Annotated in this window: 23 protein-coding genes; 17 read left to right on the top strand and 6 right to left on the bottom strand. The window is 61.9% G+C overall.

Features of this window, described 5'->3' with window-relative positions:
• Window positions 1-59 precede the first annotated feature (59 nt).
• Window positions 60-374 (bottom strand): hypothetical protein, encoded by a 315-nt coding sequence (locus NKJ76_RS01855; protein ID WP_023686110.1) that lies wholly within the window; start codon window positions 372-374, stop codon window positions 60-62.
• Between the two features lie 145 nt (window positions 375-519).
• A complete protein-coding gene (locus NKJ76_RS01850; protein WP_352536648.1) occupies window positions 520-1413 on the bottom strand; it encodes a branched-chain amino acid aminotransferase in 894 nt (297 codons plus the stop codon).
• Between the two features lie 243 nt (window positions 1414-1656).
• On the opposite strand from NKJ76_RS01850, the gene NKJ76_RS01845 reads away from it, so the two are divergent.
• The 6 genes from NKJ76_RS01845 to NKJ76_RS01820 all read left to right on the top strand — a co-directional run bounded on the left by NKJ76_RS01845 (window position 1657) and on the right by NKJ76_RS01820 (window position 7371).
• Window positions 1657-2190, top strand: a complete 534-nt coding sequence (locus tag NKJ76_RS01845; RefSeq protein WP_023683723.1) for a MarR family winged helix-turn-helix transcriptional regulator — start codon at window positions 1657-1659, stop codon at window positions 2188-2190.
• Window positions 2177-2896 (top strand): response regulator, encoded by a 720-nt coding sequence (locus NKJ76_RS01840; protein WP_023672025.1) that lies wholly within the window; start codon window positions 2177-2179, stop codon window positions 2894-2896. Before NKJ76_RS01845 ends, NKJ76_RS01840 begins: the two co-directional genes overlap by 14 nt.
• A gap of 74 nt (window positions 2897-2970) precedes the next feature.
• Complete coding sequence (locus NKJ76_RS01835; protein WP_023672026.1) at window positions 2971-4386, top strand: ATP-binding protein; 1416 nt, start codon at window positions 2971-2973, stop codon at window positions 4384-4386.
• A 275-nt stretch (window positions 4387-4661) separates the two neighbouring features.
• Window positions 4662-5522: a DUF1883 domain-containing protein gene (locus tag NKJ76_RS01830; RefSeq protein ID WP_352536647.1), complete on the top strand. Its 861-nt coding sequence runs from the start codon at window positions 4662-4664 to the stop codon at window positions 5520-5522.
• Between the two features lie 5 nt (window positions 5523-5527).
• Window positions 5528-6154 carry a hypothetical protein gene (locus NKJ76_RS01825; RefSeq protein WP_352536646.1) on the top strand — a complete coding sequence of 209 codons (627 nt, stop codon included), beginning with the start codon at window positions 5528-5530 and terminating at the stop codon, window positions 6152-6154.
• Window positions 6155-6348: 194 nt separating this feature from the next.
• Window positions 6349-7371, top strand: coding sequence for a glycosyltransferase family 4 protein (locus NKJ76_RS01820; protein ID WP_352536645.1), 1023 nt, complete (start codon window positions 6349-6351; stop codon window positions 7369-7371).
• A 10-nt stretch (window positions 7372-7381) separates the two neighbouring features.
• On the opposite strand, the gene NKJ76_RS01815 is transcribed toward NKJ76_RS01820, so the two are convergent.
• The 3 genes from NKJ76_RS01815 to NKJ76_RS01805 form a co-directional block, all read right to left on the bottom strand.
• Window positions 7382-7741, bottom strand: coding sequence for a tRNA-binding protein (locus NKJ76_RS01815; RefSeq protein WP_023672028.1), 360 nt, complete (start codon window positions 7739-7741; stop codon window positions 7382-7384).
• 6 nt (window positions 7742-7747) lie between these two features.
• Window positions 7748-8248: a type III secretion system chaperone family protein gene (locus NKJ76_RS01810; protein WP_006202532.1), complete on the bottom strand. Its 501-nt coding sequence runs from the start codon at window positions 8246-8248 to the stop codon at window positions 7748-7750.
• Window positions 8249-8564: 316 nt separating this feature from the next.
• The gene (locus NKJ76_RS01805; RefSeq protein WP_352536644.1) at window positions 8565-8867 is read right to left on the bottom strand and encodes an accessory factor UbiK family protein; all 303 of its coding nucleotides are present in this window, start codon (window positions 8865-8867) and stop codon (window positions 8565-8567) included.
• A gap of 155 nt (window positions 8868-9022) precedes the next feature.
• On the opposite strand from NKJ76_RS01805, the gene NKJ76_RS01800 reads away from it, so the two are divergent.
• The 10 genes from NKJ76_RS01800 to NKJ76_RS01755 all read left to right on the top strand — a co-directional run bounded on the left by NKJ76_RS01800 (window position 9023) and on the right by NKJ76_RS01755 (window position 17104).
• On the top strand, window positions 9023-9181 hold the full coding sequence (locus tag NKJ76_RS01800; protein WP_245259839.1) for a hypothetical protein: 159 nt from the start codon (window positions 9023-9025) through the stop codon (window positions 9179-9181).
• Window positions 9182-9263: 82 nt separating this feature from the next.
• Window positions 9264-9503, top strand: a complete 240-nt coding sequence (locus NKJ76_RS01795) for a BrnA antitoxin family protein (protein WP_023683720.1) — start codon at window positions 9264-9266, stop codon at window positions 9501-9503.
• Window positions 9504-9606: 103 nt separating this feature from the next.
• Window positions 9607-10491 carry a prolipoprotein diacylglyceryl transferase gene (lgt, locus tag NKJ76_RS01790; protein WP_023672032.1) on the top strand — a complete coding sequence of 295 codons (885 nt, stop codon included), beginning with the start codon at window positions 9607-9609 and terminating at the stop codon, window positions 10489-10491.
• On the top strand, window positions 10488-11552 hold the full coding sequence (locus NKJ76_RS01785) for a class I SAM-dependent methyltransferase (RefSeq protein ID WP_352536643.1): 1065 nt from the start codon (window positions 10488-10490) through the stop codon (window positions 11550-11552). The genes lgt and NKJ76_RS01785 overlap by 4 nt, the downstream gene beginning before the upstream one ends.
• A gap of 151 nt (window positions 11553-11703) precedes the next feature.
• Window positions 11704-12498 (top strand): peptidoglycan editing factor PgeF, encoded by a 795-nt coding sequence (gene pgeF / locus NKJ76_RS01780; protein WP_352536642.1) that lies wholly within the window; start codon window positions 11704-11706, stop codon window positions 12496-12498.
• Window positions 12498-13649 carry a M24 family metallopeptidase gene (locus NKJ76_RS01775; RefSeq protein WP_352536641.1) on the top strand — a complete coding sequence of 384 codons (1152 nt, stop codon included), beginning with the start codon at window positions 12498-12500 and terminating at the stop codon, window positions 13647-13649. Before pgeF ends, NKJ76_RS01775 begins: the two co-directional genes overlap by 1 nt.
• 55 nt (window positions 13650-13704) lie before the next feature.
• Window positions 13705-14301, top strand: coding sequence for a hypothetical protein (locus NKJ76_RS01770; protein ID WP_352536640.1), 597 nt, complete (start codon window positions 13705-13707; stop codon window positions 14299-14301).
• 141 nt (window positions 14302-14442) lie between these two features.
• Window positions 14443-15378, top strand: a complete 936-nt coding sequence (locus tag NKJ76_RS01765) for a ribose-phosphate pyrophosphokinase (protein WP_023686119.1) — start codon at window positions 14443-14445, stop codon at window positions 15376-15378.
• 92 nt (window positions 15379-15470) lie between these two features.
• Entirely contained in the window at window positions 15471-15890 is a 420-nt protein-coding gene (locus tag NKJ76_RS01760; RefSeq protein WP_352536639.1) for a hypothetical protein, read from the top strand.
• A gap of 242 nt (window positions 15891-16132) precedes the next feature.
• Window positions 16133-17104, top strand: coding sequence for a Bug family tripartite tricarboxylate transporter substrate binding protein (locus NKJ76_RS01755; RefSeq protein WP_023741071.1), 972 nt, complete (start codon window positions 16133-16135; stop codon window positions 17102-17104).
• Window positions 17105-17139: 35 nt separating this feature from the next.
• Here the strand turns inward: NKJ76_RS01755 and NKJ76_RS01750 are convergent, their stop codons facing one another.
• Window positions 17140-18012, bottom strand: a complete 873-nt coding sequence (locus NKJ76_RS01750; RefSeq protein ID WP_023686122.1) for an AraC family transcriptional regulator — start codon at window positions 18010-18012, stop codon at window positions 17140-17142.
• A gap of 203 nt (window positions 18013-18215) precedes the next feature.
• On the opposite strand from NKJ76_RS01750, the gene NKJ76_RS01745 reads away from it, so the two are divergent.
• Complete coding sequence (locus NKJ76_RS01745; protein ID WP_023683712.1) at window positions 18216-19460, top strand: MFS transporter; 1245 nt, start codon at window positions 18216-18218, stop codon at window positions 19458-19460.
• Window positions 19461-19486: the final 26 nt, after the last annotated feature.

Genomic DNA, 19486 nt, shown 5'->3' with positions numbered 1-19486 from the left:
AATTGCGTAAAACAACAAACTAGATCATTCGCCGTGAAACGGTGAATGATCTAGTTGGCTTACTTCTTCATCGCGCCCATGACCGCACCGATGATGCCGGTCAGGATGGCGCCGCCGCCGGCGCCGCCGAGCAGGTTTTTGAGGTTCAGCGTATCGCCCAATCCGCCCGCTGCCGTGGCAGCCGCTGCCGGGTCGGCCGTGCCGCCGAGCAGGCTGCCGAGGATCGCCGCGCCGCCGACGCCGCCAACGGCGCCACCGATGATTTTGGTCAGCTGGCCCATCGCCGCATTCTTCAGCGCAACGCCGACCGCCTGACCACCGACAACACCTGCAATTACCTGTACAACGAGCGCAATGAGCGTATTCGTATCCATGTACCTAGTCCCTCCATAGCTGCCAGCCTCCCGGGCCGACACCATCATGAGACGCTGAATTATACGAAAGTCAAATGCACAGATGCTGAAATAAAGGGGCGGGCCTCAAAACCGCCCCTGCTTACGAAAAAAGCTGTGACTTTCGTTATTCTGCGGCTATCGCATGCTTAGGTTGCACCGCAGCAGAATAGTCGTTCATCAAAGTCTTGGCGATCTCGCCGACCTCGAATCGGTACGGACCGATCTCGGAGACCGGCGTCACTTCCGCTGCCGTTCCGGTGAGGAAGCACTGTTCGAAGCCTTCGAGTTCCTCAGGCATGATGGCGCGCTCGACGACTTCAAGGCCGCGGTCCTTGGCGAGGCCGATGACGGTGCGGCGGGTGATGCCGTCGAGGAAGCAATCGGGCTTCGGCGTGTGGATCTTGCCATCCTTGACGAAGAAGATGTTGGCGCCCGTTGCTTCGGCGACCTGGCCGCGCCAGTCGAGCATCATGGCATCGGCATAGCCCTTGGCCTCGGCGGCATGCTTGGACATGGTGCAGATCATGTAGAGGCCGGCGGCTTTCGACTTCGACGGCGCGGTGCGCGGATCGGGCCGGCGCCATTCCGCCAGATCGAGACGGATGCCCTTGAGCTTCTGCGCCGGGTCGAAATAGCTCGGCCATTGCCAGATGGCGATGGCGCAGTTGATGCGGCTGTTCTGCGCCGACACTCCCATCTGTTCGCTGCCGCGCCAGGCGATCGGCCTGACATAGGCGTCCTGGAAACCCTGCTTCTTCAGAAGCGTGGTCGAGGCGTCATTGAGCTCGGCCACGGAATAGGAAATATTGAAGCCGAGCAGGCGCGCCGATTCATGCAGGCGCTCGGTGTGCTCGTTGAGCTTGAAGATGGCGCCGCCATAGGCGCGCTCGCCCTCGAAGACGGCGCTGGCATAGTGCAAGCCGTGGGTCAGCACGTGGATCTTGGCGTCGGCCCATTTGACGAACTCGCCGTTGATCCAGATGAAGCCGTCCAGTTGGTCGAAGGGAACGGATGCCATGGAAACCTCCCGCGGGCGGCGACCCGCATATCATTGGTGTTGTTTTTGTTGCGCGACAGCCGCGTCGGGCGGCCCTTGAAGCGTAAGCGGAGAATCGAACTCTGGCAAACTCAGGAAGTTCCGGAAAAACCGCACTCCCTTCCCTTTTCGTTCGCAATCCGCCCAAAAGCTTGCCAAAAATTACCATTGCAGGGGAATTACGTCAATAGTACTGACATATTTCCCTCTATGGACGGAGAAATGATGACGGATCGAAGCCCAGCTGCCGGAAAACCGATCAAGACGCCGATAACCGACGAGGACGGCATCGACTTCGCCATCATCGAACTGTTCTTCTTTGCGTATCGCGATTTCACTTCCGATCCGGACCAGATCCTGGCCGATTACGGCTTTGGCCGCGCTCATCACCGTGTGCTGCATTTCGTCAACCGCCGGCCGGGACTGACGGTCGCCGAACTGCTCGACGTGCTCAAGATCACCAAGCAGAGCCTGGCGCGGGTGCTCAAGCAGCTGATCGACACCGACCATATCGTCCAATTGCAGGGTCCGCGCGACCGCCGCCAGCGGGAGCTCTATCCGACAGCCAAGGGCCGCGCCCTGGCGCTGGCCCTGGCGCGGCCACAGTCACGCCGCATCCGTGCTGCATTGGAAGATTCCGGAGCCAGCGAGCGCCCCTTGATCGAACGATTCCTGGAAGCGATGGTCAATCCGGAACTAAGGGCGCAGATCGACATTGTGCCTGCAAACATGTCAGGGAAAAGCCATGGAGACCATTGAGAGGGTGGACCAGCCGACAGCGCCGGACGATGATGCGCCGCATCTGCTTGTGGTCGACGACGACACCCGCATCCGCAATTTGCTCAAGCAATATCTGACCGAAAACGGTTTTCGCGTCACTGTCGCCGGAAATGCCGGCGAGGCCAGGCGAAAGCTTGCAGGACTCGACTTCGACCTCCTCGTCCTCGACGTCATGATGCCCGGTGAAACCGGCGTCGATCTCACCAAGGCGTTGCGGGCGGAGAAGAACGTTCCGATCCTGATGCTCACCGCCCTGTCGGAGACAGACAGCCGCATCACCGGGCTCGAGGCCGGCGCCGACGACTATCTGCCCAAGCCCTTCGACCCGCGCGAACTGATCCTGCGCATCAACAACATTCTGCGCCGCGGCGGCCCGGCGACCACGCCCAAGGTCGAGCAGCTGGTCTTCGGCCCCTACACCTTCCAGATCGCCAGGCGCGAGCTGAAGCGGGGCGGCGAGGCGCTGAAGCTGACCGACCGCGAGCAGGAGATCCTGGCGATTTTTGCCGCGCGGGCCGGCGAAACCATCCCGCGCCATGAGCTTGTCGGTGACGATTCGGAAGTCGGCGAGCGCACCATCGACGTTCAGATCAACCGGCTGCGCCGCAAGATCGAGCGCGATCCGTCCAATCCGGTCTGGCTGCAGACGGTGCGCGGTATTGGGTATCGGCTCAGCGTGGAATAGAATGCCGCTGACGGCCGCCCTTGGCCATAGATGTGTGGCCATCGACCAGCGGCCATTGACCAGCGAAAGGACAAATGGCGACCACGCAACTGGAACGGCCGGAACAAGGCGGCTTTGGCGCGCGCGTATCACGCGCGCTGAAAGCAATGCCGCGTGCCTGGAAGCGGTTCTGGCGGCTGGTTGCGTTCTATATGCCCAAGCGGCTTTATGCCCGCTCGCTGATCATCGTCATCGCGCCGATGATCCTTCTGCAGTCGGTCGTCGCCTTCGACTTCATGGAACGCCACTGGGCAACCGTGACGCAGCGCCTGTCGCAGGCCACCGTGCGCGACATCGCCGCGATCATCGACATGATCGAGACCTATCCGCATGATGGCGACTACGCCAACATCATCCGCATCGCCCAGGACCGCATGCAGTTGAAGGTCGACCTCTTGCCGCCCGACCCGTTGCCCGCGCCTGGACCCAAGCCCTTCTTCTCGATCCTTGACGACGTCCTTTCCACCGAGATCACCCGCCAGATCAACCGCCCGTTCTGGATCGACACGGTCGGCAATTCCAACATCGTCGAGGTCCGCATCCAGCTCGAGGGCAAGGTGCTGCGCGTCTTCGTGCGCCGCAGCCAGGCCTATGCCTCCAACACCCACATCTTCCTGATCTGGATGGTCGGGACGTCGCTGGTGCTGCTGACGATCGCCATCCCCTTCCTTCGCAACCAGATCCGACCGATCCTGTCTCTGGCCGAGGCCGCCGAAAGCTTCGGCAAGGGCCGGCCGATGCCGCGCGATTTCCGCCCACGCGGCGCCGAGGAGGTCCGCCGGGCCGGCTTTGCCTTCATCCAGATGCGCGAGCGCATCGAACGCCAGCTGGAACAGCGCACCGCCATGCTGACCGGCGTCAGCCACGATCTCAGAACCATCCTCACCCGCTTCAAGCTGCAGCTGGCGCTGGCCGGCGGCAAGCCCGAGACCAAGGCCGCGCTCAACCAGGACATCGACGACATGCAGTCGATGCTGGAAGGCTATATCGCCTTTGCCCGCGGCGAAGCGTCGGAAGATGCCGGCCATTTCGATCTCGAGGCCTATTTCCAAAAGCTCGGCGAGGAGGCGTCGCTGCACAAGCGCAAGCTATCGACCGTGCTTGCCGGTGATCCGGACGTGCATGTGCGCCCGCACGCTTTCGCCCGGCTGTTGTCCAATGTCGCCGGCAATGCCTTGCGCTATGCCAAGACGGTGGAGATCAGCGCCGATCACGGCCGCGGCTCACTCGTCGTCACCATCGACGATGACGGTCCGGGCATCCCGCCGGAAAAGCGCGAGGACGTGTTCAAACCGTTCGTGCGGCTCGACGAGGCGCGCAACCTCGACGCCAGCGGCACCGGCCTTGGTCTCTCTATCGCCCGCGATATTGCCCGCAGCCATGGCGGCGACATCATGCTGGAAGACAGCCCGCTCGGCGGCCTGCGGGCGGTGATCAAGGTGCCTGCTTGATCAGAGATGCCTGCACACTACTTTAGTAGGTTATCCGCCCATTGAGGTTGTTGGCCGACGCAGGCCGCGATGCGTTCTGCACATGAATTTTGGCTCTTCTTCAACAATCTAGCTTCAATCTGCACGATGTTCTTGATATGTTCGTGACCGCTACTACTATAAGAGCGCTTTATTTAACTACCGGATCTTTCAGGCGAAACGAGATAGCGGGGAAATTGCGGGTTCACGAGAGATTGGAGCAAGCAGAGGAGTTGGCGTTTGGCACCTAGTTGCCGATGATGAAAATTAACTTCGGACAAGACGACACAGAGTGGGCCGTCGCGGAGGAAGGGATCGGGATGAATTTCACTCACTACTCGCTAGGGCACATCGAACGAGGAAGCGTGGTTGAGGTGACACTCAGCGGCAGCGCCGCGAACGTGCGTCTTATGAGCGGATCGGACTTTAGCAGCTATAAAGCTGGCCGTTCTCATCACTACATCGGCGGCTTGGCAAAGCAATCGCCAGTTCGACTTCAGGTACCGACGTCCGGCACGTGGCATGTTGCAGTTGACATGCAGGGTTTGCGGGGTCAAGTCCGCACTGGTATCCGCGTAATTCCTGGTTCGGCGTTACGGCCCTTGCCGACTATAAACGAGGCTCCACTCCGTACCATACCAAGCTTGGTACGGGATGCCGACGAAGAGCTAGTACCTTCTCCAGAGGCACCCGACGGCAGAACCTTCGATGTGTTCATTTCTCACGCATCCGAGGACAAAGACGAAGTAGTTCGGCCTCTGGCTCTCGCGCTTCAATCGTCTGGGCTTAGTGTTTGGTACGACGAATTCGAACTACGAATTGGCGACAGTCTCCGAAGGAAGATCGACAAGGGTTTAGCTAGCAGCAGATTTGGAGTGGTAGTGTTGTCAAAAGCCTTTTTTGGTCGGGGCTGGCCAGAGTATGAACTCGACGGGCTGGTAACGCGCGCCGTATCAGGTGATCAAGTACTGCTCCCAGTTTGGCACAATGTAACGAAGCGGGAAGTAATTGGATATTCTCCATCGCTTGCTGACCGACTTGCACGCAGCACTGCAACTCATACTGTCGAGGAAATCGCAGTAGAGATTGTTGACGTCATTCGCAATCCACGAGGGTAACATCAATGGATTGGGGGAGCGTTCCCGACTGGATTTCCGGCATTGCCAACGCGGCAATCGCTGTGGCGGCCGGCGTCGCGGCCTATCAGGGCATTCAAAGTCTTTCAGCCTGGCGCCGCGAGACGATCGGCCGAAGACGCCTAGAACTGGCGGAAGATGTTTTGGCGGACTTCTATGAGGCACGAGACATATTGCGATGGGTGCGATCACCTATGGCGTACAGCCATGAGAGTAAGGAGCGCCCTGGGCGCGAAGAAGACGAGCCTCAAATCCAACGCCATCGGGACACATTTTATGTCCCCCTTAAACGGCTAAGCGACAGCGCTGAGTTCTTCGCTAAAATGCGCGCTCGCCGATATCGCGTTATAGCCGCATTCGGGCTAGACGCCGCCAAGCCTTACGAGACAGTCAATCAAATTAAAAATCGCATAGCAATTTCCGCGCAAGCGCTGATGCGTCTCAATCCCCATTTGAATAATGATCGCGAGGCAATGCGGCAGGAACGCCTTGAGGCAGACGTCTGGGAGGGTACAGAAGAGGAAGATAAGATTAACGCCCAGATGGAGGACGTTCTAAAAATTGTGGAAGAGCACTTTCGAAAAGAGATCGTAGCGAAGGGCTCGGTTTCGTGACGTCTGCGCCTTATTCATCCGCCCGTCATGAAACCATGGTCAAGAGCGCGCATGAAGCGCGCGACCTCAGTTGATTCGGCTCAGCCGCCTCACTTCGACCTCGTGCCTGCCCGGGTGCGATGGAGCGAAGCGAGGGCAGCCGGGCCGTACCGCTATCGCATCAAGGCAACCGTCGATCCGAGCAAAGGACCGCCATGCGCATCCTGATGGTCACCGACGCCTGGCGGCCGCAAGTCAACGGCGTCGTCCACACGCTTGAGCGGCTCACCGAAACGCTGAAAACCTTCGACGTTGCGGTCGACTTCCTGACCCCGAACATCTTTCGCACCTTGCCGTTGCCGACCTATCCCGACATCAGGCTGGCGCTGACCACGCCCGGTCATGTCGCGCGGCTGATCGAGGCTCGTAAGGCCGACCATATCCATATCGTCACCGAGGGACCGCTCGGCATCATGGCGCGGCGCTATTGCCGCAATGCCGGCCGCCCCTTCACCACCAGCTATCACACCCGCTTTCCCGAATATCTCAGCGCCCGCCTGCCGGTGCCGGAGGGCTGGGCCTATCGCTGGCTGCGCGATTTCCACAATTCCGGACAAGGCACGCTGGTCGCCACCCAGTCGCTCGCCGACGATCTGGCCGCGCGCGGCTTCACCAAGCTCAGGCCCTGGACGCGCGGCGTCGACACCGATCATTTCCGCCCGGACAAGAAGAAGGACCTCGGCTTTCCCGGCCCGGTATTCCTCTGCGTCGGCCGCGTCGCCATCGAAAAGAACCTGAGCGCCTTCCTCGATCTGGACCTGCCCGGCAGCAAGGTGATCGTCGGCGAAGGACCGGAACTGGCCAGGCTCAGGGCGAAATACCCGCAGGCGCATTTCCTCGGCCATCGCCCGAACGATGAGCTGGCCGAGATCTACGCCTCGGCTGATGTTTTCGTTTTCCCCAGCCGCACCGACACGTTCGGCAACGTCATCATCGAGGCGCTGGCCAGCGGCACGCCGGTGGCCGCCTATCCGGTCACCGGACCGATCGACATTGTCGGCGACGGCATCGGCGGCGCGGTGTCGACCGATCTGCGCGAGGCCTCGCTCGCAGCGCTCAATGTCGACCGCGCCGAGGCGCGCGAACGCGCCATGCGCTACAGCTGGAAAGCCTGCGCCGAAATGTTCATGGACACGGTCGAAGAGGCGCTGAGCACAAGGCGCAAGCTGGCCGCCTGACGCAATCTTCCTAAAACAACCTGCCGCCGTCCGGCACCTTGCGCTCGATGGCGCCAAGGACCACGGCGCCTTCCTCATCAGGGAAGCCGAGCGTGAGCACTTCCGACATGAACGGACCGATCTGGCGCGGCGGGAAATTCACCACCGCAAACACCTGCCGTCCCACCAGCGTTTCCGGCGCATAGTATTTCGTGATCTGTGCCGAGGATTTCTTCACGCCGATCTCAGGGCCGAAATCGATCTTCAGCTTGAACGCGGGTTTGCGCGCCTCGGGGAAAGGCTCGGCCTCGACGATCGTGCCGGCACGGATGTCGACACGATCAAAATCGGCAAAGCTGATCTCGGGCTTGCGCGCGCTGCTCGAACTCATGGAAGCTCAAGCGTTGCCATAGGTCTCGAACAGGACACCGGCCAGCGCATCCTTGGCCGAGGTTCCCGACCAGACAACGAACTGGAAGGCCTGGAAATAGCATTCGCAGGCTTCAAGCGCCGACGACAAAAGCACCTCGACCTGCTGGCTCGACGGTTCGACCCCGCCGGCGAGCAGCAGTGACTGGCGAAACATGATCGCGCCCTCCTGCTCCCAGAGATCGAAATGGCCAAACAGCATCTGCTCGTTGATCAGCGACAAAAGCCGCATCACTTCCAGCGCGCGGGCTTCCGGCACCTTGATGTCGAAAGCACAGGCCAGATGCAGCGCCTCGAAGTCCTCCATCCACGAGAAAGAGACGTGATAATCGGTCCAGCTGCCGGCAACCGAGATCGAGATTTCGTCATCGCCGGCCCGTTCGAAGGACCAGTCATTGTTATGGGCGACCTGCTCGATGACATCCACCGGATGGATTTCGCGGGAGAATTCGAGTTCGAGAAGTTCCATGGAATGCTTCCTGTGTTCAGGGGAGCGCCACACGCTCCGCGGGGCACACACGACGAACAATCTTGTCTTGAACTCGGACGGCCAGGACTTCACGACACAAAGACCCCGGACCGGACCCCACCGCCCGGCCGCATGACCCTGCTCCGAATCATGCAACAAATTCAGTCTATTGATCGGGAGTCGCGTGAACAGCCTAATTTTTCGCACTGCGTCATCAGCATGTGGAAAGGCGCTGTCACAAAGATTCATGCATCGCCGGTAAACGATTCACGGCAAAGCATTTTTTCGGATTGTGCTTTGTGGAAAAGTTCAAATTTTATTTTTTTGCTTTGGGCTTTGCCGCAGCCACAGATGCGGCCTGTCCGGTCAATTCGGCAAGCCTGGCCTCGAGCGCATCGATGCGGGCGGCCAGCCTGGTGTTTTCTTCGCGGGCCTTGGCAGCCATGTCGCGGGCAGCCTCGAACTCCTCGCGCTGCACCACATCCATGGTGTTGAGGATGCGCTCGGCCTGCCCCTTGAAGGCAGTCTCCACCTCGCGGCGCACGCCTTGTGCGGCACCCGCAGCATCGGTCATCAGCTTGGCGAATTCATCGAGAATGCGGTTCGGTCCGGTTGACATGGCAAATCCTCGCTTGCTCGAATTGACGTAGTGGCACTGCCTGCGGAATGCAAGAACGTTGAAGCTGGTGCGGCTTCATGTCGGACGCGATTTGGCTCACGGTCCGGCCGACAGATTGCTATTATCGCAAATGGATTCTTGGAACGACGGTTGCCGTGACGGACAGTGCGGACTTGGAGAAGCGCTTTGCAGCACTCGATGCAGCACTCGCAAAGGGCATTTCGGATGCCGATGCGGGCCGGGTCAAGCCTGGCGACGAGGTGCTGGACAGGCTTGAAGCCAAATACAGGGCAATGGCAGAGAGAACCAAGTGAAGTTACTGGTCTTCGCAGACCAGCGGCCTAGTTTTCCTCACGACTTGCTCAGGCAAGAGTCACTCTCATTCAGGATCAACCAATGGCAACGCCCCCGCGCCGACCGACCAATCCGATGGAAGCCGCTGAAGCGGCCTTCAAGCCGGTCAAGAAACCCGCGCCTCCCATTCGCGAACCCTCCGCCGCACCAAACGTTCGCGAGCTTGTCTCGATCAGGATCGATCGCGCCGTGCTCGACCATTTCCAGGAAGATGGCCCCGGCTGGCAAGACAGGATCAACGATGCGCTCAGGCAATTGGTCGCCGGCAAGCCGCAGGGTTGAGCCCATTATCTCTGACGATCAGGCTGTCGTCACCTTGCCTTGACCCAGCCAAAACCCTGCCGCATGGTCCGCGCCCTAACGCGAGCCCTCCCAGGAGATCCTGTTGAACGACTATTTCCCGCTGCCGATGGCGTCGCTGTCCTTCCCCAACATCGACCCGATCCTGGTTCAGATCGGCCCGCTGGCTGTGCACTGGTACGGCATCGGCTATATCGTCGGCATCCTGTTCGCCTGGTGGTACGCCAAGCGGCTCGTCACCAACACAAGGCTGTGGCCTGATGGCGTCTTGCCGATGAAGCCGATCGACCTCGACGATTTCATCGTCTGGGCCGCCGTCGGCGTCGTGCTCGGCGGACGCACCGGCTATGTGCTTTTCTACGATTTAAAGCGCTATATCGACCACCCGCTCGACATCTTCGCCGTCTGGCAGGGCGGCATGTCGTTCCATGGCGGCCTGCTTGGCGTCATCCTCGCCATGACGCTGTTTTCCCTCAAGCGCGGCATCCGCACCTGGACGCTGTTCGACGTGGTGGCAGCCGGCGTGCCGGTCGGGCTCGGCCTCGTCCGCATCGCGAACTTCGTCAATGCCGAACTCTGGGGTCGCGTGACCGACGTGTCGTGGGGCGTCGTCTTCTGCAACGAGCGTCTCCAGCAGACCGTGGCGGGTTGTGTCGCGGGCCTGGAGCCTCGCCATCCGAGCCAGCTCTACGAAGCGCTGCTCGAGGGCGCGGTGCTGTTCCTGGTCCTGCGCTTCCTCACCCATTCGCGGCTGAAGCTGAAGACGCCGCGCTTTGTCGGCGGCGCCTTCATTTGCGGCTACGGCCTGTCACGCATCTTCGTCGAGTTCTTCCGCGAGCCCGACCAGCAGCTCGGCTACCTCCTCGGCGGCTGGCTCACCATGGGCATGGTGCTGTCGCTGCCGATGGTGCTGGCCGGCATCTGGGCGATGGCCACAGCCAAACCGGCGCCGCAACCACAGCCGGCATGACACGGCTGAAGACCCGCATCGTCGACCTGATCGGCGCGCTCGGCCCCCTCCCCGTCAACGAGTACATGGCGCTCTGCCTGTTCGATCCCAGCGACGGCTACTACACCACGCGCGAGCCGTTCGGTGCCGCCGGCGACTTCGTCACCGCACCCGAGATCAGCCAGATGTTCGGCGAACTCGTCGCCGTCTGGCTCTATCAGGCCTGGCTGGCGATCGGCCGACCCCTGCCGGTCACCATCGCGGAGATCGGGCCTGGCCGCGGCACGCTGATGAAGGACATGCTTCGCACCCTGACGCGGCTCGATCCGGCTATCGCCGCCAGAGCCTCCTTCGCTCTGGTCGAGACCAGTCCGCGGCTGACTGAAATCCAGAAGCAGACGCTTGCCGAAACTTCGGTTGAGCTCGGCTGGCACGAAACCATCGCCACACTACCGCAGGCGCCGTTGCTGATTGCCGGCAACGAATTGTTCGACGCTGTGCCGATCCGCCAGTTCATCCGCGCCGGCGCCGGCTGGCGCGAACGGGTGATCGGCCTCGACGTCTCAGACGAGTTGAGCTTCTTCGCCGGCGCCGGCTCGGTCGAGGCGACGCTGCTGCCGGAAGACGCCGCCGAGGCGCCACAAGGCTCTATTTTCGAAATAGCACCGGCCCGCGCGGCACTGATGGCGACCATTGCCGAACGCATGGCCGACCACGGCGGCGCCGGGCTGTTCCCTGATTACGGCCATCTCCAGCCCGGTTTCGGCGACACATTGCAGGCCGTGCGCAGGCACGCCCCAGAAGATGTGCTGGCCAATCCCGGCGAAGCCGATCTCACCGCCCATGTCGACTTCGCGGCACTGGCCGCCGTCGTGCGGGCGCATGGCCTCGATGTGGAATTGGCGACGCAGGGCGACTTTCTGCTTGGCATGGGATTGCTTGAGCGAGCTGGCCAGTTGGGCAGCCAGGCAAGCCAAGAGGCACGACAAACCATTGCCGATGCCGTCGAGCGCCTGGCCGGACCCGACGGCATGGGCACGCTGTTCAAAATCCTGAAAATCCTGCCGCATCAGCCAGTCTGACCCTCAGAGATCGTTACAAGCCGTCCCGCCATGTCGCTTGTGGTCGCATGCCTGCTTTTGGCCAATGCAAAGTCGACGCGGCAGCACTGTCGCAATCACTCGACCGAACTTCGCCTTGACGAAAACGCCGGCGCGGACAACAAACCCATCCATGCTGAATCAGACCAAACCGGATCCTGTTCGCTCGCCGCTGCTGGAAGCGGCCAAGCCGCGAGGTATCCGCCATGGCTATTTCACCCGTATCGGCGGCGTCTCCGGCGGCATCTATCAGGGACTTAACATCGGCACCGGCTCCGATGACGATCAGATGCTGGTCGCCGAGAACCGCCGCCGCGTCGCTGCCTGGATGGGTGTACCGGCCAGCCATCTCCTGACCGCGCATCAGGTCCACTCGCCCGATATCGTCATTGCCAGGGAGCCCTTTCCCGGCCCGCGGCCCAAGGCCGACGCCATCGTCACCGACCGGCCGGGCATCGCCATCGGCGCCTCGACGGCCGATTGCGGCCCCGTGCTGTTCGCCGATGCTCAAGCGCGCATCATTGGCGCAGCGCATGCCGGCTGGAAGGGCGCTTTTACCGGCGTGCTTGAAAACACCATTGCCGCGATGGAAAGCCTTGGCGCCCGCCGTGAGCGCATCATTGCGGTTCTCGGTCCTTCGATCGGCCCCGACAATTACGAGGTCGGGCCGGAATTCGTCGCCCGTTTCGTCGAAGCCGATGCCGAAAACATCGGCTATTTCGCGCCTTCGGCCAATCCGGCGCATGCAATGTTCGATCTCAACCTCTATACGGTCGACCGGCTGAAGAAGGCTGGCGTGACCGCCGAGGGGCTTGGCCGCTGCACCTATGCCGAGGAGGATCTCTTCTTTTCCTACCGGCGCGCGACGCATCGCAAGGAACCGGACTATGGTCGGCAGGTTTCGGCAATTGTTTTGGAGAACGGATAATGGCGCTGCATTTCGAACGGTCGGAATTTGACGCCCGGCGTGACCGGTTGATGATCGAGATGACGGAAAAGAAGCTCGATGCTGTACTGCTTTTCGCCCAGGAGAGCATGTACTGGCTAACCGGCTACGACACGTTCGGCTTCTGTTTCTTCCAGTGCCTGGTTGTGAAGGCTGACGGCTCGATGGTGCTGCTCACCCGCTCGGCCGATTTGCGCCAGGCGCGCCACACCTCGATCATCGACAACATCGTGCTGTGGACCGACCGCGACGGCGCCAACCCGGCGATCGACCTGCGCAACCTGCTCAACGACCTCAATCTCCTCGGCGCCCGCATCGGCGTCGAATACGACACCCATGGCCTGACCGCCTTCAATGGCCGCCGCGTCGACGAGCAGCTGCAGACCTTCGGCCAGATCGCCGACGCCTCCGGTATTGTCGGCCGTCTGCGCCTGTTCAAGAGCCCGGCTGAAATCGCCAAGGCCGAAAAGGCCGCCAACCTTTCCGACGACGCGCTCGACGCGGCCCTGCCGCTGATCAAGCAGGGCGGCGACGAAGCTCTGATCCTTGCCGCCATGCAGGGCGCGGTGTTTGCCGGCGGCGGCGACTATCCGGCGAATGAATTCATCATCGGCTCGGGCATCGACGCGCTGCTCTGCCGCTACAAGGCCGGGCGCCGCAAGCTGACCAAGAACGATCAGCTGACGCTCGAATGGGCCGGCGTGTTCCATCACTATCACGCGCCGATGATGCGCACCGTGCTGACCGGCAAGGCGTCGAAGCGCCATCAGGAGCTGTTCGACGCCGCCCGCGCGGCTCTTCTGGCGGTCGAGAAGGCGATGACGCCCGGCAACACCTTCGGCGACGTCTTCGACGCGCATGCCCGCACGCTGGAGGCGCACAGCCTGACCAAGCATCGGTTGAACGCCTGCGGCTATTCCGTCGGCGCCCGCTTCACCCCGTCCTGGATGGACATGCCGATGTTCTACCAGAGCAATCCCGAGCCGATCGCGCCCAACATGACATTGTTCGCGCACATGATCATCATGGACTCCGAAACCGAGACGGCGATGACGCTTGGCCGCACCTACCTGACCACCGAATCCCAGCCGAAGCCGCTTTCACGCCATGATCTCGACTTGATCGTACAGTGAATCCATAATGGTTGGTCCACGCGGGGGCGTTCACGACTAAGGAGTTTTCGGGCAGATGAGACGATCGCACGTGACGACCGTGTCATTGCTCGCAGCGCTTGTGCTGGCCGCTTGCACCAATGCCAAGGACGTCCTTGAGCCGTCCGCCATCACGCCGCCGGCAGCCTCGGCCCAACCGGCTCAGCCCTTGGCTGCCCCGGGCATCGCGCCCGCCGCCACACCAGCGCCGGCCGTCGGCGCCACGACACCCGCCAACCCCGCGCAGAGCGCCGCCGCTTTGTCGAAGACCCGGCTGCAGATCGCGCCGATCGTTGGCGCCTCCGTGGAAGCGGCAACGCCGCTGACGGCCGAACTGCAGACACGCGCCAAGCAGCGCGGCATCACCCTTGCCGGCAGCGCCGACCAGGCCGCCACCCATGTGCTGAAGGGCTACTTCTCGACCATGACGGAAGGCAAGGATACCACCGTTATCTATGTCTGGGACGTCTATGACCCCGCTGGCAACCGGCTACACCGCATCAATGGCCAGCAGAAGGCGCCCTCGGTCAATGCCGCCGAAGGCTGGCCCGCGGTTGCACCCGCTACCATGCAGGCGATCGCCGACCAGACGATCGACCACTTCGCGGCCTGGCTCGGCGGCAGCGCCGGCTGATCCGCCTGTTACCGGCTTCCGTTCACTGTTGACGTTTTTGAGATTAGCCGGCGGATTCCCGTCAACGAGGCTTGCAATACCGGCACGGCTCGCTACAAGCCCGATTAAGAGGACCTCCCCATCCTTCGCCAGGAACGGTGCATGAAGCTTTTCGCGGGCAATTCCAACCGGGTGCTGGCCGAAGCGGTCGCCCGCTATCTCAATGTCCCGCTGGGCAAGGCCAGCGTCAGACGCTTCGCCGATCAGGAAATCTTCGTCGAAATCCAGGAAAACGTGCGCGGCGAGGATGTCTTCATCCTGCAGTCGACCTCGTTCCCGACCAACGATCATCTGATGGAACTGCTCATCATGATCGATGCCTTCATGCGCTCCTCGGCCAAGCGCATCACCGCGGTCATCCCCTATTTCGGTTACGCCAGGCAGGATCGCCGGGCCTCGGGCCGCACACCGATCTCGGCCAAGCTGGTCGCCAACATGATCACCCGCGCCGGCGTCGACCGAGTCTTGACGCTCGACCTCCATGCCGGCCAGATCCAGGGTTTTTTCGACATTCCGACCGACAATCTGTTCTCGGTGCCGGTGATGGCCCGCGACGTGAAGGCAAAATACAAACAGCTTGCCAATGTCGTCGTCGTCTCGCCCGATATTGGCGGCGTGGTGCGCGCCCGCGCGCTCGCCAAACGCTTCGACGCACAGCTGGCCATCGTCGACAAGCGCCGCGAACGTCCCGGTGAATCCGAAGTGATGAACATCATCGGCGCGGTCGCCGGCAAGGATTGCCTGCTGATCGACGACATCGTCGATTCCGGCGGCACGCTGTGCAACGCCGCCGATGCGCTACTCGCCAACGGCGCTACCAGCGTCACCGCCTATATCACCCACGGCGTGCTGTCGGGCGGTGCGGTCGCCCGCATCAGCGGCTCGAAGCTGCAGGAACTGGTGATCACCGATTCCATCCAGCCGACGCAAGGCGTGCTCGACGCCCCGAACATCCGCGTCATCTCCATCGCCGACCTGATGGGCGAGGCGATTTCGCGCACGGCGACCGAAGAGTCCGTGTCGAGCCTGTTCGATTAATCCATGTTGCCCAAAAGCGTGCCCCCAGGCCTGGCTCGGGGGTAATCTCGTTTTTGGAATCTGCCCCAAACCGTCGTGAAAGGAGCCAGCTGATGCGCAATCGAATCAAGGCTGCAGGCATCGCAGGAATGCTTCTCGCAATCGGCATCGCCAGCGCGGCCTATGCGCCGACAATCGCTCCGGTTTCGACCGCGCAGGCGCAAACGGAATATCTTCCCACCGAAAAGGATTTCATCGGCAAATGGAGCATCGCAGGGTCCGCAATCCGGCCACCGCGTGATCTGAAAGAGCCGGCGAAGCCCGACCAGGAAGCGGCTGCGACCGAATTTCAGCAGACTGTGACCGCCTTTTATGGCGCCTTCGACTATCTGGAGATCACGGCGGACGGCCGCTACAATTTTCACCAACCGGGTGACCCGGCATCGGGGCCTTGCGTCTGGTGCGGGACATGGTCGTTCAAGAACGATTCCCTGTGGCTCGAACTGGACACGGCACCCAGGCTCGACATCTAGACCGAGGGCGGCGACATGCAGATGACCTACACGGCCGAGCCTGAAGAGACGTCACGATACAAATGGCTTGTTTTCAGCTGGACCAAGGCTGATTGAACTGAGGGGTGAGGCGTTCTCGCGCACGCCAACCGAAGCATCGGTGTCAAGCCCGATCTCCTGAGGCCGGCAGTCAGTCCATGGTTGCATTGTGCGCGGAGTTCACCATGGCCATACTGCCCCTCCAATCAACGGAGGAGTAGCAGATGCGGCGTAGGACTTTGCTCGGGCTTGCGGTTTCCATTGCGGCCGCCTTTTCGGCGCCGGCGGCCTGGGCCGCCGATTTTCCGGACCGGACCATCACCATGGTTGTCCCCTTTTCCGCCGGCGGCTCGACGGATCTGGTCGCGCGCCTCGTCGCCAACAAGATGTCCGAAAAGCTCGGCCAGCAGATTGTCGTCGAAAATGTCGGCGGCGCCGGGGGCAGCATCGGCGCGGCCCAGGTCGCCCGGGCCGAACCGGACGGCTACACAATCCTGATGGGCACGGTCGCAACCCACGCGCTCAACCCGCTGATCCTGAAGACAAAGCCCTACGATGCGGAGAAGGATTTTGCGCCGATATCGTTGCTCGTGCTGGTGCCAAACGTCCTGGTCGTGAACCCTGAATTCCCTGCCAAGGACGTCAAGGAACTGATCGAGATGCTGAAGAAGGACCCGGACAAATATGCCTACGCCTCATCAGGCAATGGCACCCCGCTCCATCTCTCCGGCGAGCTTTTCAAGACGATGGCCGGCGTCAGTATGCAGCACATTCCCTACAAGGGCGCCGGACCGGCCTTGAACGACGTTATCGGCAATCAGGTGCCGATGATGTTCGACAACCTCCCCTCTTCATCGGGCCATATCAAGAGCCGGACGCTGAGAGCGCTTGGCGTCACCACCAAGGAGCGCGTTCCCTCCTTCCCCGACATACCGGCCATTGCCGAAACCATTCCCGGCTATGAAACCTACAGCTGGAACGCTCTGTTCGCGCCCGCAGGCACGCCGCCGGAGGTGGTCGCCGTTCTTCAGAAGGCGGCAGTTGAAGCCCTGAAAGACCCTGATGTGATCGCCCGCATGGCCCAGTTCAGCGCCTCGATCGTGGCCTCCACCCCGGAAGAGCTTGGAGCGCATGTGAAGGCCGAACTCGCCAAATGGGAACCGATCGTCAAGGCCAGCGGCGTTCAGCTGGACTAGGGCCTACGACAAAGTGCTGCGGGCTTTTCCTGGCGCTACGGCGCCGGGGCCTCAAGCCGAGGCTGAGCCCGCCGCATGCCTTCGTCGCGGGCGCCGCGCATATAGCCGCGCGGCGAGGCCCCGAGCATGCGCTTGAACATGGTTATGAATGCCGGCACGCTGTCATAACCGAGGTCGAGCGCCACCCTGGTAATCGGCTCGCCATCGGCGAGCCTGGGCAGGGCCGCAAACAGGCAGGCCTGCTGGCGCCAAGTCGACAAGGACAGTCCGGTCTGGCGCTGGAAGGCGCGGGTGAAGGAGCGCCGGCTCATGCCTGCGGCATCCGCCCACTCGTCGATCGTGGCGTGCGGCGAAGGTGCCGCGACAAAGCGTCGGCAGAGCGCCGCCAGCTTCGGGTCGGACGGGAACGGCAGCCCGAGCGGCCGTTCCGGCAAGGTCGGGATCTCGTGCAGCAACAGGTTCATGATCAGCCCGCCGCGGCCTTCCAGTTCGCCACCTTGCGGCAGCTTTTCCGATTCTACGATCAGGCTGTGCATCAGCTCGGTGACGCCGACGACACGCAAGCCTTCCGGCAGGCCCGGGATCGCGCCCGGCATGACATAGACCGAGCGCATCGAGACATCGCCCAGCATTTCGACGGAATGCTCGGTGCCGGCCGGTATCCACATTGCGTGGTCGGGTGGCACCATCCAGCGCCCGTACCTGGTCGTCACCAGCACGACACCGACCAGCGCATGCAGCAGCTGGCTGCGGCTGTGGCGGTGTTGCGGCACGAGGTAACCGTCCGGATATTCGGTCGGCAAAGCCACCGCCGGCCCGGAAACCTCCTCCAGCCACTGCCAGCGGCTTTCGTGCAATCGGCCGAGATCGGCATTGCCGGCGCGGAAGATGTCCCTGCCATGTGGCATCGGCTATGGCCCACTTGCGAAACTATTGGACCAAACCACGAAAGAAGTCGCCTCGCAAGCGGCTTATAAGGCAGCCATCCCCAGGGCGCTCCGCAGGGGCGTCGCCCAAGCGCTTCAGACGAGCGTCCTTAAGGCGGTCCGCGGGAGCGGCCGCCAAGCCTGCCCGCGGGCAAACACCCGCCAAAAAGACCTCGGAGCCTGCCTTGACCGATACGACAGCCACCAGCATTGCACCGCAGCCAAGCGCCAGCCTCCCTTCAGCCCAGGCGACCGCCTTCACCGTCATTCTGGCGGTGAGCTTTTGCCACGGCATTAACGACATCATGCAATCGCTGCTGCCGGCGATCTATCCGCTGCTGAAAGAGAACTACGGTCTCGATTTCTGGCAGATCGGTCTTTTGACCTTCACCTTCCAGGTCACGGCGTCGCTGCTGCAGCCGGTCATCGGCATGATCACCGACAAGCGGCCAATGCCCTATTCGCTGCCCTACGGAATGGCGTCCTCGCTGATTGGCCTGATCGTGCTCGCCTATGCCGGCCACTATGCGCTGCTTCTGGTCGGCGCCTCGCTGATCGGCATCGGCTCGGCGATCTTCCATCCGGAATCCTCGCGCATTGCCCGCTTTGCCTCCGGCGGCCGCTTTGGCCTGGCGCAATCTTTGTTCCAGGTCGGCGGCAATTTCGGCCAGTCGATGGGGCCGTTGCTCGCTGCCTTCATCGTCGTGCCCTTCGGCCAGACCAGCATTTCATGGTTCGCCGTCGGTTCTCTGATCGGCATCATCGTTTTGTCGCGGGTCGGCGGCTGGTACAGCCGGATGCGCGCCGCGCAGGGCAATCGCAAGGCGGCAAGCTTCGTCTCGCCCTTCCCGCGCAAGAAAGTGATGGGTGCGCTCATCGTCCTGACGCTGCTGGTGCTGACCAAGAATGCCTACATCGCCTCGCTCTCCAGCTACTACACCTTCTATTCCATCCATAAGTTCGGCGTGTCGGTGCAGATGAGCCAGGTCATGCTGTTCCTGTTCCTCGGCGCCTCGGCGCTGGGCATCCTGCTCGGCGGACCGTTCGGCGACCGCTACGGCCAGAAGGCGATGATCTGGTTCTCGATCGTCGGCGTGCTGCCGTTCACGCTGGCGCTGCCCTACGCCAATTTCGAATGGACGATGGTGCTGACGGTGCTGATCGGCCTGATCCTGTCCTCGGCCTTCTCCAACATCGTCGTGTTTGCGCAGGAGTTGGTGCCGGGACGTGTCGGCACCATCGCCGGGATCTTCTTCGGCTTCGCCTTCGGCATGGGCGGCATTGCAGCCGCCGTGCTCGGCGTCGTCGCCGACTTGAAGGGCATCGATTTCGTCTTCCAGATCTGCTCGTATCTGCCGCTGCTCGGCCTGCTGACGGTGTTCCTGCCCAACATGAAGGAAGCCAGGAAGGCGCAAGCGGCGGCCAGATAAAACCGGTCGATTTTGCGGATTTGACG

Source organism: Mesorhizobium sp. M0029, from assembly GCF_040323735.1.
Classification (GTDB): Bacteria; Pseudomonadota; Alphaproteobacteria; order Rhizobiales; family Rhizobiaceae; genus Mesorhizobium.
Note: the sequence above shows the minus strand (reverse complement) of the source record. Positions and strands in the feature narration are given on the sequence as shown.

Coding starts and splice junctions, on each gene's coding strand:
- NKJ76_RS01765 (WP_023686119.1), top strand. CDS start 14,443: ATGAAGCTTTTCGCGGGCAATTCCAACCGGGTGCTGGCCGAAGCGGTC.
- NKJ76_RS01850 (WP_352536648.1), bottom strand. CDS start 1,413: ATGGCATCCGTTCCCTTCGACCAACTGGACGGCTTCATCTGGATCAAC.
- NKJ76_RS01795 (WP_023683720.1), top strand. CDS start 9,264: ATGGCAACGCCCCCGCGCCGACCGACCAATCCGATGGAAGCCGCTGAA.
- NKJ76_RS01770 (WP_352536640.1), top strand. CDS start 13,705: ATGAGACGATCGCACGTGACGACCGTGTCATTGCTCGCAGCGCTTGTG.
- NKJ76_RS01845 (WP_023683723.1), top strand. CDS start 1,657: ATGACGGATCGAAGCCCAGCTGCCGGAAAACCGATCAAGACGCCGATA.
- NKJ76_RS01820 (WP_352536645.1), top strand. CDS start 6,349: ATGCGCATCCTGATGGTCACCGACGCCTGGCGGCCGCAAGTCAACGGC.
- NKJ76_RS01825 (WP_352536646.1), top strand. CDS start 5,528: ATGGATTGGGGGAGCGTTCCCGACTGGATTTCCGGCATTGCCAACGCG.
- NKJ76_RS01830 (WP_352536647.1), top strand. CDS start 4,662: ATGATGAAAATTAACTTCGGACAAGACGACACAGAGTGGGCCGTCGCG.
- NKJ76_RS01855 (WP_023686110.1), bottom strand. CDS start 374: ATGGATACGAATACGCTCATTGCGCTCGTTGTACAGGTAATTGCAGGT.
- NKJ76_RS01785 (WP_352536643.1), top strand. CDS start 10,488: ATGACACGGCTGAAGACCCGCATCGTCGACCTGATCGGCGCGCTCGGC.
- NKJ76_RS01755 (WP_023741071.1), top strand. CDS start 16,133: ATGCGGCGTAGGACTTTGCTCGGGCTTGCGGTTTCCATTGCGGCCGCC.
- NKJ76_RS01815 (WP_023672028.1), bottom strand. CDS start 7,741: ATGAGTTCGAGCAGCGCGCGCAAGCCCGAGATCAGCTTTGCCGATTTT.
- NKJ76_RS01835 (WP_023672026.1), top strand. CDS start 2,971: ATGGCGACCACGCAACTGGAACGGCCGGAACAAGGCGGCTTTGGCGCG.
- NKJ76_RS01805 (WP_352536644.1), bottom strand. CDS start 8,867: ATGTCAACCGGACCGAACCGCATTCTCGATGAATTCGCCAAGCTGATG.
- NKJ76_RS01760 (WP_352536639.1), top strand. CDS start 15,471: ATGCGCAATCGAATCAAGGCTGCAGGCATCGCAGGAATGCTTCTCGCA.
- NKJ76_RS01840 (WP_023672025.1), top strand. CDS start 2,177: ATGGAGACCATTGAGAGGGTGGACCAGCCGACAGCGCCGGACGATGAT.
- NKJ76_RS01750 (WP_023686122.1), bottom strand. CDS start 18,012: ATGCCACATGGCAGGGACATCTTCCGCGCCGGCAATGCCGATCTCGGC.
- NKJ76_RS01810 (WP_006202532.1), bottom strand. CDS start 8,248: ATGGAACTTCTCGAACTCGAATTCTCCCGCGAAATCCATCCGGTGGAT.
- NKJ76_RS01775 (WP_352536641.1), top strand. CDS start 12,498: ATGGCGCTGCATTTCGAACGGTCGGAATTTGACGCCCGGCGTGACCGG.
- pgeF (WP_352536642.1), top strand. CDS start 11,704: ATGCTGAATCAGACCAAACCGGATCCTGTTCGCTCGCCGCTGCTGGAA.